Origin of the sequence: Kitasatospora sp. NPDC101176 (assembly GCF_044768035.1) — a bacterium.
Classification (GTDB): domain Bacteria; phylum Actinomycetota; class Actinomycetes; order Streptomycetales; family Streptomycetaceae; genus Kitasatospora.
The window spans coordinates 183,702-196,782 of the sequence record NZ_JBIWPA010000002.1 but is presented as its reverse complement, the minus strand read 5'-3'; the positions used below and the strand labels follow the sequence as shown (position 1 = coordinate 196,782).

The following is a 13,081-nucleotide window of genomic DNA, read 5'->3' as shown; positions in this document are numbered from 1 at the left end:
CCGCGCGGGGCGGGGGGCGGGCGGGGGGGCGCCCCGGCCCGGGGTGGGCCGGGGCCCGCCCCTCGCACGGCGGGCCGGTCGGCCGACCGGCGGCTGCCGTCCGGTCAGACGTTGACGCCGAAGTCCTGGGCGATGCCGCGCAGGCCGGAGGCGTAGCCCTGGCCGATGGCCCGGAACTTCCACTCGGCGCCGTTGCGGTACAGCTCGCCGAAGACCATCGCGGTCTCGGTGGAGGCGTCCTCGGAGAGGTCGTAGCGGGCCAGCTCCACGTTGTCGGCCTGGTTGATCACGCGGATGAACGCGTTGCGCACCTGGCCGAAGTTCTGCCCGCGGCTCTCGGCGTCGTAGATCGAGACCGGGAAGACGATCTTCTGCACGTCGGCCGGGACGCCGGCCAGGTTGACCTTGATCGCCTCGTCGTCGCCCTCGCCCTCACCGGTGCGGTTGTCACCGGTGTGCTCGACAGAGCCCTCGGGGCTCTTCAGGTTGTTGAAGAAGACGAAGTTCCCGTCCGAGGCGACCTTGCCCTGGTCGTTGCAGAGCAGCGCGCTGGCGTCCAGGTCGAAGTCCGTCCCGGTGGTGGTCCGGACGTCCCAGCCCAGGCCGACGACCACGGCCACGAGGCCCGGAGCCTCCTTGGTGAGCGAGACATTGCCGCCCTTGCTCAGGCTGACACCCACTTGTCCTCCAAGATTCGGGAGGCACGCCCTGGTGCCCCCGGCGGTGCGGTTCGAGGCGCCGGCCGGCGAACGGCTCACGTGCCCTGTCCGGCCAACGGACCGAGCGTAGTGCGCGGTTCCCGTCCGGACCCGCGAACGGGCCCGGCGCGGCCGTTCGAAGTTCGGCCGGCCCGGGCCCGGAGGCGGTCGCGCGGGCATCGGAGCGCGGGCATCGAAACGCGGGCATCGAAACGCGGGCATCCGAGCGCAGGCGTCAGAGCGCGGGCATCGGAGCGCGGGCATCGAAACGCGGGCATCCGAGCGCAGGCGTCAGAGCGCGGGCATCCGAGCGCAGGCCTCGGAGCGCGGGCGTCAGAGTGCGGCGAGCGCTGCCAGGTACTCCTGCACGTCCCGGGCGTCCGGGAGGTCGTTGACGACGCTCCAGCGCACCACGCCGGCCCTGTCGATCACGAAGGTGCCGCGCAGCGCGCAACCCTTCTCCTCGTCGAGCACGCCGTAGGCGCGGGCGACCTCGCCGTGCGGCCAGAAGTCGGCGAGCAGCGGGTACTCCAGGCCCTCCCGGTCGGCGAAGACCCGCTGGCCGAACTGCGAGTCGACCGAGACGCCGAGCACCTGGACGTCGTCGTTCTGCAGGCGCGGCAGCTCCCGCTGGATCGCACCGAGCTCGCCGGTGCAGACGCCGGTGAAGGCGAACGGGTAGAAGACCAGGACGACGTCGCGCAGGCCCCGGAAGTCGGAGAGCCGGACGGTTTCGCCGTGCTGGTTGTTGAGCTCGAAGTCCGGAGCCTCGGTGCCGACCTCGACGGCCATGACGTGACCTTTCTGACGCGACCGGGCCGCGCGCAGCGCGCGACCAGCGCCATCCTCGCATCCGTCCGGGTGCGTTCCGCCGAACGGATGAGGGCGGGGCTCCCGGGCCGCCCGGCTTTCGCCCTGGGCGAACGCCGCGAAGGGTGCGATCCACCCGACCCGCCGTGGCGCACCGCCACCTCGCAGCCCGGATTCGTCACCCTGCGTCACCGATGCGGGCCGGCCCCCGTCGGTCCCGGGTGACCCACCGGGCCGGCCGGGCCCACGGGGCCCCGCCCCGGCCACCCCGGGCCGCCACGGCAAAGGACCGGGCCCCGCCGGAGGAGGTCCTCCGGCGGGGCCCGGTGCGGGGCTTCAGGGCCCGCTCAGCGCTTGCCGCCCTTGGCGGTGGACTTGGTGGCGAGGCGGGTGGCCGCCCAGTCCTTGGCGATCGCGATCGAGCTGGTCTGGGAGAGGCCGGCGGTGCGGGCGGCGTCCGCGATGTCGGAGGCCTCGATGTGACCGTCACGGCCGGTCTTGGGCGTGAGCAGCCAGATCAGGCCGCCCTCGGCCAGGTACTCCAGGGCGTCGACGAGGGCGTCGGTGAGGTCCCCGTCGTCGTCGCGGTGCCACAGCAGGACGGCGTCGGCGACGTCGTCGTAGTCCTCGTCGACGAGATCCGTCCCGGTGAGCTCCTCGATGCCCTCGCGGAGATCCTGGTCAGTGTCTTCGTCGTACCCCAGCTCCTGGATGATCTGGCCCTCTTCGAAGCCGAGTCGGGTCGCCGGGTTGGACTTGTCCGCGGGGTCCGCGGTCGCGCTCACGGGAATAACCTCCAGTATTCGGCTCGGCGTCCATGCCGAGGCTGTGGCCGTAGTCCACACGGGCGCGGCGGTTCGCGCAAGTACCCGACCCCCGATCCCCCCCAAAGGTTGACGTGTCGCAGCGGGACACGCCGGTCGAGGTGGCGCGAATCACACCGATTTGCCCTTCTCTGCGTGGGACAAGGATGCTTCGGGTGGTCCCGGCCCACAGGCCGTACTCATGCCCGAGATGCGAACGGCATTCGGGTCCGCGCGTGCGCGGGCGTAGAGTCTCCTGTTGGCCCTCACCCCGGCCGCCCGCCATCGGGCGGACGGGAAACCAGGTCGGACCACCTCTTTTCGTAACACCCGGGGGTGTGCGGGGCGGGCGATGACGCCCGGACCGCACGCCGCCAGACCGTCCCGCCCACCAGGCGGAACGGTTACCGATCGGTAGAGATGACGGATCTCCGAGCGCGGTAGCACGATGGAGGCGGCGCGACACACCTCAGTTTCGACCGACAGTGAAGGAACAGCGTGGCTTCCGGATCCGATCGCAACCCGATCATCATTGGCGGCCTTCCGAGTCAGGTCCCGGACTTCGATCCCGAGGAGACCGCGGAATGGCTGGAGTCGCTTGACGCGGCCATCGACGAGCGGGGGCGCGAGCGCGCCCGCTACCTGATGCTCCGCCTGATCGAGCGCGCCCGCGAGAAGCGTGTCGCCGTGCCCGAGATGCGCAGCACGGACTACGTCAACACCATCGCCACCAAGGACGAGCCGTTCTTCCCCGGCAACGAGGAGATCGAGCGCAGGATCCTCAACGCGACCCGGTGGAACGCGGCCGTCATGGTCTCCCGGGCGCAGCGCCCCGGCATCGGCGTCGGCGGGCACATCGCCACCTTCGCCTCCTCCGCGTCGCTCTACGACGTCGGCTTCAACTACTTCTTCCGCGGCAAGGACGCCGAGGGCGAGTCCGGCGACCAGATCTTCTTCCAGGGCCACGCCTCCCCCGGCATCTACGCCCGCGCGTTCCTCCTGGACCGACTCACCGAGCAGCAGCTCGACGCGTTCCGCCAGGAGAAGTCGAAGGCGCCGTACGGCCTGTCCAGCTACCCGCACCCGCGGCTGATGCCGGACTTCTGGGAGTTCCCGACCGTCTCGATGGGCCTCGGCCCCCTCGGCGCGATCTACCAGGCCCGGATGAACCGCTACCTGGAGCACCGCGGCATCAAGGACACCTCCGACTCGCAGGTGTACGCCTTCCTCGGCGACGGCGAGATGGACGAGCCGGAGTCGCTGGGCCAGCTGTCGCTCGCCGCGCGCGAGGGCCTCGACAACCTGACCTTCGTGGTCAACTGCAACCTGCAGCGCCTGGACGGCCCGGTCCGTGGCAACGGCAAGATCATCCAGGAGCTGGAGTCCCAGTTCCGGGGCGCCGGCTGGAACGTGATCAAGCTGGTCTGGGACCGCAGCTGGGACCCGCTGCTCGCGCAGGACCGCGACGGCGTCCTGGTCAACAAGCTGAACACCACGGTGGACGGCCAGTTCCAGACCTACGCCACCGAGACCGGCCAGTACATCCGCGAGCACTTCTTCGGCAGCGACCTGCGCCTGCGCAAGATGGTCGAGAGCATGACCGACCAGCAGATCCAGCACCTGGGTCGCGGCGGCCACGACCACAAGAAGATCTACGCGGCGTTCAAGGCGGCCCGCGAGCACAAGGGCCAGCCGACGGTCATCCTGGCCCAGACGGTCAAGGGCTGGACCCTCGGCCCCAACTTCGAGGGCCGCAACGCCACGCACCAGATGAAGAAGCTGACGGTCGAGGACCTGAAGCGCTTCCGCGACCGGCTGCACCTGCCGATCACCGACAAGCAGCTCGAGGAGGGCTACCCGCCCTACTACCACCCGGGCCGCGACTCGGAGGAGATCCAGTACATGCACGACCGCCGGCAGGAGCTCGGCGGCTACGTGCCCACCCGCAAGGTGCGCCCGCGCCAGCTGGAGCTGCCCGGCGACGACGCCTACAAGGCGGTCAAGAAGGGGTCCGGCAACCAGACCATCGCCACCACCATGGCGTTCGTCCGGGTGCTCAAGGACCTCATGCGGGACAAGGGCATCGGCAACCGCTTCGTGCCGATCGCGCCCGACGAGTACCGCACCTTCGGCATGGACTCGCTCTTCCCGTCGGCGAAGATCTACAACCCGCTCGGCCAGACCTACGAGTCGGTCGACCGCGACCTCCTGCTCGCGTACAAGGAGTCGCCGAAGGGCCAGATGCTGCACGACGGCATCTCCGAGGCCGGCTGCACCGCCTCGCTGATCGCCGCCGGTTCGTCCTACGCCACCCACGGCGAGCCGCTGATCCCGGTCTACGTCTTCTACTCGATGTTCGGGTTCCAGCGCACCGGCGACCAGTTCTGGCAGATGGCCGACCAGCTGGCCCGCGGCTTCGTGATCGGCGCCACCGCCGGCCGCACCACGCTCACCGGTGAGGGCCTGCAGCACGCCGACGGCCACTCGCAGCTGCTCGCCTCGACCAACCCGGGCGTCGTCGCGTACGACCCCGCGTACGGCTTCGAGATCGCGCACATCGTCCAGGACGGTCTCCGCCGGATGTACGGCTCCAGCGCCGAGCACCCGCACGGCGAGGACGTGTTCTACTACATGACCGTCTACAACGAGCCGATCAAGATGCCGGCCGAGCCCGAGAACGTGGACGTCGAGGGCATCCTGAAGGGTCTGCACAAGTACGCGCCGGCCACCGCCGGCCAGATCCCGGCCCAGATCCTCGCCTCCGGCGTGGCCGTGCCGTGGGCCCTGGAGGCCCAGCGCATCCTCGCCGAGGAGTGGAACGTCAAGGCCGACGTCTGGTCCGCGACCTCCTGGAACGAGCTGCGCCGCGATGCGGTGGAGGCCGAGGAGTTCAACCTGCTGCACCCCGAGGAGCAGCAGCGCGTGCCGTACGTCACCCAGAAGCTCCAGGGTGCCGAGGGCCCGGTCGTCGCGGTGTCCGACTGGATGCGCGCCGTGCCGGACCAGATCTCCCGCTGGGTGCCGGGCCAGTACCAGTCGCTGGGCGCCGACGGCTTCGGCTTCGCCGACACCCGGGGCGCGGCCCGTCGCTACTTCCACATCGACGCGCAGTCGGTCGTCCTGGCCGTGCTCACCGAGCTCGCCAAGCAGGGCCGGATCGACCGCAGCGCCTTGAAGGACGCGATCGACCGCTACCAGCTGCTCGACGTGACGGCGGCCGACCCGGGCGCCGCCGGCGGCGACGCCTGATCCGCCGCTAGGCACTCGCCGACAGGCGCTGAGGGGCCGGACTCCCGTCCCGGGGGTCCGGCCCCTTCGCCGTCCGCGGGCGGCCCGTGCGTGGGGCCGACCGGGCCCTGCCGTGGGGGCGCGCACCGCGAGCCGGACGGGCCGCCGTGGACGCCCGCCGGGGCGCGCGGGCCCACCCGGGCAGCACGACGGCCCCGGACTCCGTCGAGTCCGGGGCCGTGCGGCGCGGGTGCGTCAGATGTGGACGGCCGGCCCCGCGTCGGTGGCGCCGCGGCGGGTGAGCAGGCCGAGCAGGGCGGCGGCGAAGGCCACCACGGCGGCCACCGCGAAGGCGAGCGACATGCCGCTAACGAAGGACTCGTGGACGGCGCCGGCCATCGCGTCGACCGCCTGCTGCGGGGTGCCGGCCGGGGCCGGCGGGGCGATGCCGAGCTGGGCGGCCTGCTCGAGGCCCTCGGCCGCGGCGCCCTCCACCGGCGGCAGGCCGGCCCCGGCCCAGTTGCCGGGCAGCACGTCGGTGACCTTGGCGGCCATCAGCGCGCCGAGCACCGCGGTGCCCAGGCTGCCGCCGACCTGCATCGCGGCCTGCTGGAGGCCGCCGGCCACGCCGGACAGCTCCAGCGGGGCGTTGCCGACGATCACCTCGGTGGCGCCGACCATGACCGGGCTGATGCCGAGGCCCATCAGGACGAACCAGAGCGACATCACGCCGTTGCCGGAGCCGGTGTCCAGGGTGGACATGCCGAACATCGCGGTGGTGGTGATCAGCATGCCGGCCACGATCGGGATGCGCGGGCCGAGCTTGCCGATCGCGATGCCCGCCACCGGCGAGCCGACGATCATCATGCCGGTCATCGGCAGCAGGTGGACGCCGGCCTGGACCGGCGACATCCCGTGCACGTTCTGCAGGTAGAAGGTCACGAAGAAGATCGCGCCGAAGAACGCGAAGGCCATCAGCACCATCAGCAGGGTGCCCGCCGACAGCGGCACCGAGCGGAACAGGCTGAGCGGGATCAGCGGCTCCTTCGCCCTGGCCTGCCAGAACGCGAACAGGACCATCAGGACCACCGCGCCGCCCAGGAACAGCAGGGTGCGGGTGTCGCCCCAGCCCCACTCGGGGGCCTTGATGATGCCGAAGACCAGCGCGAACATGGCGACCGAGAGCAGCGCGATGCCGGGCAGGTCGAAGGACTTCGCGGCCTTCTCGGCCCGGACGTCCCTGAGGATCCACAGGCCCAGGCCGAGCGCGACCAGGCCGACCGGGACGTTGATGAAGAAGACCGACTCCCAGTTGACGTGCTCGACCAGCAGACCGCCGACGATCGGGCCGGCCGCGGTGGAGGCGCCGATCACGCCGCCCCAGATGCCGATCGCCATGTTGAGCTTCTCGGCCGGGAAGGCGCCGCGCAGCAGACCGAGCGCGGCCGGCTGGAGCAGGGCGCCGAACAGGCCCTGCAGCACCCGGAAGGCGATCACGGTCTGGATGTTGCCGGCGAAGCCGATCGCGGCCGAGGTGGCGGCGAAGCCGACCGCGCCGACCAGGAAGGTGTTCTTGTGGCCGAAGCGGTCGCCGATCTTGCCGGCGGTGATCAGGAAGACCGCCAGGGCGAGCAGGTAGCCGCTGGTCACCCACTGGATCTCGGAGGGCGCGGCGTTCAGCTTCTCCTGGATGACGGGGTTGGCGATCGCGACGATCGTGCCGTCCAGGGCGACCATCATCACGCCGACCGCGACGGTCAGCAGGGTCAGCCAGGGGTGCCCCTTGAGGCCCCCTCCGGACGGCGGACCGAGCGGCGGGGCGTCCGCCTCGGCGTTCTTGACGACGGACTGGCTCATCTGGGGCCCTCCGGGGGCGTGGCGCGGGGTGCGGAACCGGACGAAGAGGTCGTGGCGCCGCGGCCCACCCGTCCCCACGAGTGCCCGGCCGGCGAGCGCCACTCCCGGCAGATTATGTCAGCCTCTGACATTCGGCAAACACTGACTTCTGGCCATGTCTGACATTTGGCAGAACGCTAAGGTTGTCCTCCCACCCCGCCCGCACGCGCCCGGAAGGCCCCGCCATGGCCGCTCGCACCCCCGCCCCCACCCCCGCCCCGGCCGGCCCCGGCCGGCAGCCCGGGCTGCGCGAGCGCAAGAAGCAGCAGACCAGGGACGCCCTCGTCCAGGCCGCCCACGGGCTCTTCCTCGGCCAGGGCTTCGCCCGCACGACCGTCGACGAGATCGCCTCCGCCGTCGAGGTCTCCCAGCGCACCTTCTTCCGCTACTTCGCCAACAAGGACGAGGTCGCGCTCGCCGTGATGGCCGACGCCGAGGACTACTTCATCGAGTGCCTGCGCCGCCGCCCCGCCGAGGAGTCCCCGCTGCAGGCCCTGCGCGCCGCGATCGTCCAGTCCTGGCGGGAACTCGGCGCCGAGCACCGCAGCGGGCCCGGCTCGATCACCACCGCCCTGGAACTGATGCGGATGATCGAGGAGACCCCCACCCTGCTCGCCGCCCACCTGCGCCGGGTCACCGAGCAGGAGCGGGTGGTCGTCCGGGTGATCGCCGAGCGCGAGGGCCTGGACCCGTCGACGGACCTGCGGCCCACCGTGCTCGCCGCCGTCTTCGGCAGCGTGCTGCGCGCCGCCCACCTGTCCTGGACGCCCGAACAGGAGCCCGCCGGGCCCGAGGGCATGGTCGCCGTCATCGAGCGCCACTTCGACCAGCTCGGCCCCGCCCTGGCCGGCCACTGGCGGACCGTCACACCGCGGTAGCAGCCGCGGGTCGTACCCGGGTGGCAGCCCGGACCCCGCCCCACCCCCTACCCCGGTAGCACCCGGATGTTCGACCCCAGGGCGACGACGGGCGGGCGGGGCCCTCCTAGGCTGGCCCGCGATGAAGACGATCACCACGACCGAGGTCCGCGCGCGCACCCTCCGGTCGCTCCGCTCGCTGCGGCACCACCTCACCACCCCGACCGGCGGGCACACCCCGCTGCTCGGGGACTCGCCCCGGGGGTGGCTGCGCCGGCTGCCGTACGTCGTCGCGCTGATCATGCAGGCCTCGCTGATCCCCACCGGGATCGTCGCGCTGGTCGACTTCTACGACGTCGCCCCGCCGATCGCCGGCGCGCTCACCATCGCCCAGACCACCCCGCTGCTGCTCGCCATCACCCGGCCGCTGGCCGCGTGGTGGATCAGCGCGGCCACCCTGGTCACCACGGCCTCCATCACCGCCCGCCACGACCAGCTGGGCGGCACCTGGCCGTGGACGGCGCCGATGATCCTGGCGTACGTCTTCCTGCTGATCGCGCTCGCGCTGCGGGAGAGCCGGGCCACCCTGATCTCGGTCTGGATCGCCACGATCCTGCTCACCCTCCTCACCACCACGCTCGGCTTCCCGCACTCCGACGACGGCACCACCATGCTGCTGGTCGCGCTCGGCGGCGCCGCCCTGCTGCTCGGCTGGGCCGTCCAGGACCGCACCGAGGCCCGCCGGCTGCTCGCCGAGCAGGAGCACATCAGCGAGGCCGAGCGCGAGCGGCGCACCCTGCTGGAGGAACGCGCCCGGATCGCACGGGAGTTGCACGACGTCGTCGCCCACCACATGTCGGTGATCGCCGTGCAGGCGGCCAGCGCGCCCTACCGGATCACCGGCGTGCCGGACGAGGCCGCCGAGGAGTTCACCGCGATCGCCGGCACCGCCCGCGAGTCGCTGACCGAGATGCGCCGGCTGCTCGGCGTGCTGCGCAGCGAGGAGTCCGCCGCCGAGAAGGTGCCGCAACCCGGGATATCCCAACTGCCGCAGCTGGTCGAGACGGTGGGGCGGGCCGGGATTCCCGCCGCGCTGGCGGTGGACCCCGGGCTGGCCGAGGCGGTGCCGCAGGCGGTCGGCCTGTCCGCGTACCGGATCGTGCAGGAGGCGCTGGCCAACGTGGTGCGCCACGCGCCGGGTTCGCGGGCCACCGTCTCCCTCGCCGACGAGGGCGCCACCCTGCTGCTGACCGTGGTGAACACGCCCCCGCCCCGCTACACCGAGTCGCTGGAGGCCTCCATGGAGGGCACCGGGCAGGGACTGATCGGAATGCGGGAACGCGCCCGGCTGGTCGGTGGCAGGCTGGAGACCGGCCCGATGCCGGACGGCGGCTACAAGGTGGCCGCTTCCCTGCCCATCGACACCTCCCGGGAGACCCCCGCATGACCATCCGCGTGATCATCGTCGACGACCAGGCCATGGTGCGGGCCGGCTTCGCCGCCCTGCTCAACGCCCAGAGCGACATCGACGTGGTGGGGGACGCGGCGGACGGCGCGCAGGCCCTGGAGGTGAGCGGCCGCACCCACCCCGACCTCGTGCTGATGGACGTCCGGATGCCCGTCATGGACGGCCTGGAGGCGGCCCGCCGGCTGCTCGACCCGGCCGTCCCGGGCACCCACCGGCCCAAGGTGATGATGCTGACCACCTTCGACGTGGACGACTACGTGTACGAGGCGCTGCGTGCCGGGGCCAGCGGCTTCCTGCTCAAGGACGCCCCGCCGGCCGACCTCATCTCCGCGGTCCGGGTGGTCGCGGCCGGCGAGGCCCTCCTCGCCCCCTCGGTGACCCGCCGGCTGATCGAGGAGTTCGCCCGCAACCGGCCGGCCCGGCGGCACGACCCCAAGCTGCGACTCAACGGCCTGACCCCGCGCGAGACGGAGGTGCTGGAGCTGATCGCCCGCGGCCTGTCCAACCAGGAGATCGCCGCCCGGCTGGTGCTGGCCGAGCAGACCGTCAAGACGCACATCGGGCGCATCCTCGCCAAGCTCGGACTGCGCGACCGCGCCCAGGCCGTCGTCCTGGCCTACGAGTCCGGCCTGGTGACGCCGGGCGGATGACCCGGCCGAATAGCACCGGCCGCCCCACCCGCCCTCCGGCAGAGGCTCGTTGACGCCCCGTCAGGTCGCCGGCCCGGCCCGGTGGTGCAGCCAGCCGGTGCACCGGGGGTGGGGCTGGCCCCACCCATCACGGTACTCGGGCAGGGCTCGAGTCATACCCCGGTACCACCGGGCAGTTGGCCCCGCGGTGTGACGTCCGCGGGGCCGCCGCGTTCCTACCTTCCTCTCCGTCGAAGTCGAACGGACCAGGGAGGGGCCGCACATGGGGAAGCATCGGGTCAGGAGGGCCCTCGCGGCCGGCGCGGTGGCGCTGACCGCGGTACTGGGGCTCGGCGGCTTCGCCGCGGACGGCCAGCAGCCCGTCACCGGCCCGCCGCCGGGCAGCGCCGCCTGGGTCGCCGACACCGCGTTCGGCCTCCACCCGCCCGACCCGGCCACCACCACCCCGGCCGGGGTCGCCGCGTTCTTCGCCGGGCTGACCCCGGCCCGGCAGGACGCACTGGCCGCCCGCCACCCGCTGGTAGTCGGCAACCTCGACGGCGCCCCGGTACGACTGCGGTACCGGGCCAACGCGCTGGCCCTCGCCGCCGAGCTCGACCGGGAGACCGCCCGGGCCACGGACCCGGCGCTCACCCCCGAGGACCACGAGGCCGCCCGGGCCCGCACCGCGCGCTACCGCGGCCTGCTGGACGGCGGCCGGCAGATCCTCGCCTTCGACCCGCGCGGCCGCGGCCAGGTCGCCGAGGTGTTCGGCGACCTCACCACCGCGGACCGCACCGCCGTCGTCGTCCCCGGCTCGGACATCGACCTGCTGCGGTTCGACCGCCCGGACAACCCGTACGGCACCCCGGTCGGGATGGCCCGGGAGCTCCACCGGGCCACCGGCGGCCGGACCGCCGTGATCGCCTGGGCCGGCTACACCACCCCCGAGGGGATCGGCCTCGACGCCGCCACCGAGGACCTGGCCCGGGCCGGCGCCACCCGGCTCACCCGGCTGCTCGACGGACTCGCCGTCACCACCGGCCCGCAGGCGCCGCCCACCGTGTTCTGCCACAGCTACGGCTCGGTGGTCTGCGGCCTGGCCCGCCCCGGCCCGGAGCAGGCCTCCGGCGTGGTCGTCCTCGGCTCGCCCGGGATGGGCGTCGGCTCGGCCGCCGACCTCGACCCGCGGGTCCCGCTCTGGGCCACCGCCCGCAACGACGGGGACTGGATCGGTGAGGTCCCGTTCGTCTCGGTGCTCGGACTCGGACACGGCGCCGACCCGACCTCCCCCGGCTTCGGCGCCCGCCCGCTGCCCGCCACCGGATCCACCGGCCACACCGGCTACTTCGCCCCCGGCACCTCCTCGCTCGCCGCCTTCGCCGCCGTCGCCCTCGGCCGCTGACCCTCCCCACCGAAAGGAGCACCGCCATGGCCCACCCGCTCACCGCCCTGCACCGCGCCGCCCGGCAGGTCGACGCGCGCACCCCCGTGACCCGCGACCGCGCCCTGGACGGACTGCGCGCCCTCGCCCTGCTCGCCGTGCCGGTCGGGCACTGGCTGCTCGGCGGATTCACGCTCTCCGCCGACGGCGCCCTGCACAACGCCAGCCCGCTCTCCGCGCTCGGCTCGCTCGCCCCGGTCAGCTGGGTGCTGCAGATGCTCGGGGTGTTCTTCCTGGTCGGCGGGCACTCTTCCGTCCGGTCACTGGAACGGGCCCGGGCCAAGGGCGTGACGTACGGGGGTTGGCTGCGCGGCCGGACGGTGCGGCTGCTGCGCCCGGTGCTCGGGGTCACCGCCGTCTGGGCGCTGCTGATCGCCCTGCTGCCCGCGCTCGGCGTCCCCGGGGACACCGTGCGCACCGGTGCGACGCTCGTGGTGCAGCCGCTCTGGTACATCGGGGTCTACCTGGGGCTGACCGCGCTGACCCCGCTCTGCACCGTGGTCGGCCGCCGGCTGGGCGGCTGGTCGGCGGGCCTCCTGGTGGCCGCCGTGGCCGCCGTCGACCTGCTGCGGTACGGGCCGTGGGCGGAGTCGGTGCCCTCCTGGATCGCGCTGCTGAACATCCTTCCGGGCTGGCTGTTCGGCTACCAGCTGGGCGTGTTGTGGGCGCAGGAGCGGCTCGGCCGGCCGGCCGCCCGGGTACTGCTGTTCGGCGGCGGCACGCTGTTCGCCGTCCTGCTGCTGGTGTTCCACTACCCGGCCAGCATGGTCGGGGTGCCGGGGGTCGAGCGGACCAACTCGCACCCGCCGTCCCTGCTGGTGATCGCGCTGGCGGCGCTGCAGTGCGGCGCGGCGGTGCTGCTGCGGGAGCGGCTGGGCCGGCTGCTGACCCGCCGTCCGCTGCTCTGGCTGCCGGTGGTGGTGGTCAACCTCTCGGCGATGACGGTCTTCACCTGGCACCAGAGCGCGATGCTCGCGGTGGCGGTGCCGGGTGCGGCCGGCCTGGGCGCCGTCCAGGGGCTGACCACGGTGCCGGACTCGTTCGGCTGGGTGGCGGCCCGGGTGCTGCTGCTTCCGCTGTTCGGAGCCGTGTTGGTGGCGATCGGGTGGTTCACCCGGCGGTTCGACGGGCCGTGGACGGCCTTCTCCCGGGCCGGGAAGGCGCTGGCCGCCGCGGGGTCCGCGCTGTTCGCCGCCTACGCGCTGGGCATGGTGTGACCTGCGCCGGAAGGTGAGGCGAGGAGGGGGC

The 13,081-nt window shown here is 73.0% G+C and carries 10 protein-coding genes; 6 read left to right on the top strand and 4 right to left on the bottom strand.

The features are described from left to right. Positions 1 to 104 precede the first annotated feature (104 nt). The 3 genes from ACIRS1_RS03625 to ACIRS1_RS03615 all read right to left on the bottom strand — a co-directional run bounded on the left by ACIRS1_RS03625 (position 105) and on the right by ACIRS1_RS03615 (position 2,293). The gene (locus tag ACIRS1_RS03625) at positions 105 to 680 is read right to left on the bottom strand and encodes a TerD family protein (protein WP_360210007.1); all 576 of its coding nucleotides are present in this window, start codon (positions 678 to 680) and stop codon (positions 105 to 107) included. A gap of 351 nt (positions 681 to 1,031) precedes the next feature. After that, positions 1,032 to 1,490 (bottom strand): peroxiredoxin, encoded by a 459-nt coding sequence (locus ACIRS1_RS03620; RefSeq protein ID WP_360210009.1) that lies wholly within the window; start codon positions 1,488 to 1,490, stop codon positions 1,032 to 1,034. A gap of 365 nt (positions 1,491 to 1,855) precedes the next feature. Continuing rightward, positions 1,856 to 2,293: a DUF3052 domain-containing protein gene (locus ACIRS1_RS03615; protein WP_360210011.1), complete on the bottom strand. Its 438-nt coding sequence runs from the start codon at positions 2,291 to 2,293 to the stop codon at positions 1,856 to 1,858. Positions 2,294 to 2,809: 516 nt separating this feature from the next. Here ACIRS1_RS03615 and aceE point away from each other — a divergent pair. Then, on the top strand, positions 2,810 to 5,560 hold the full coding sequence (gene aceE, locus ACIRS1_RS03610; protein ID WP_402836513.1) for a pyruvate dehydrogenase (acetyl-transferring), homodimeric type: 2,751 nt from the start codon (positions 2,810 to 2,812) through the stop codon (positions 5,558 to 5,560). A 234-nt stretch (positions 5,561 to 5,794) separates the two neighbouring features. Here the strand turns inward: aceE and ACIRS1_RS03605 are convergent, their stop codons facing one another. Continuing rightward, positions 5,795 to 7,396, bottom strand: coding sequence for an MFS transporter (locus ACIRS1_RS03605; RefSeq protein WP_360210015.1), 1,602 nt, complete (start codon positions 7,394 to 7,396; stop codon positions 5,795 to 5,797). 224 nt (positions 7,397 to 7,620) lie between these two features. On the opposite strand from ACIRS1_RS03605, the gene ACIRS1_RS03600 reads away from it, so the two are divergent. The 5 genes from ACIRS1_RS03600 to ACIRS1_RS03580 all read left to right on the top strand — a co-directional run bounded on the left by ACIRS1_RS03600 (position 7,621) and on the right by ACIRS1_RS03580 (position 13,050). Further along, positions 7,621 to 8,313, top strand: a complete 693-nt coding sequence (locus tag ACIRS1_RS03600; RefSeq protein ID WP_402836511.1) for a TetR family transcriptional regulator — start codon at positions 7,621 to 7,623, stop codon at positions 8,311 to 8,313. A 121-nt stretch (positions 8,314 to 8,434) separates the two neighbouring features. Continuing rightward, positions 8,435 to 9,739: a sensor histidine kinase gene (locus ACIRS1_RS03595; protein WP_402836509.1), complete on the top strand. Its 1,305-nt coding sequence runs from the start codon at positions 8,435 to 8,437 to the stop codon at positions 9,737 to 9,739. Further along, positions 9,736 to 10,410, top strand: coding sequence for a response regulator transcription factor (locus tag ACIRS1_RS03590; RefSeq protein WP_360210021.1), 675 nt, complete (start codon positions 9,736 to 9,738; stop codon positions 10,408 to 10,410). The genes ACIRS1_RS03595 and ACIRS1_RS03590 overlap by 4 nt, the downstream gene beginning before the upstream one ends. A 262-nt stretch (positions 10,411 to 10,672) precedes the next feature. Continuing rightward, the gene (locus tag ACIRS1_RS03585; protein ID WP_402836507.1) at positions 10,673 to 11,794 is read left to right on the top strand and encodes an alpha/beta hydrolase; all 1,122 of its coding nucleotides are present in this window, start codon (positions 10,673 to 10,675) and stop codon (positions 11,792 to 11,794) included. A 26-nt stretch (positions 11,795 to 11,820) separates the two neighbouring features. Continuing rightward, positions 11,821 to 13,050, top strand: a complete 1,230-nt coding sequence (locus tag ACIRS1_RS03580) for an acyltransferase (protein ID WP_402836505.1) — start codon at positions 11,821 to 11,823, stop codon at positions 13,048 to 13,050. Positions 13,051 to 13,081 lie beyond the last annotated feature (31 nt).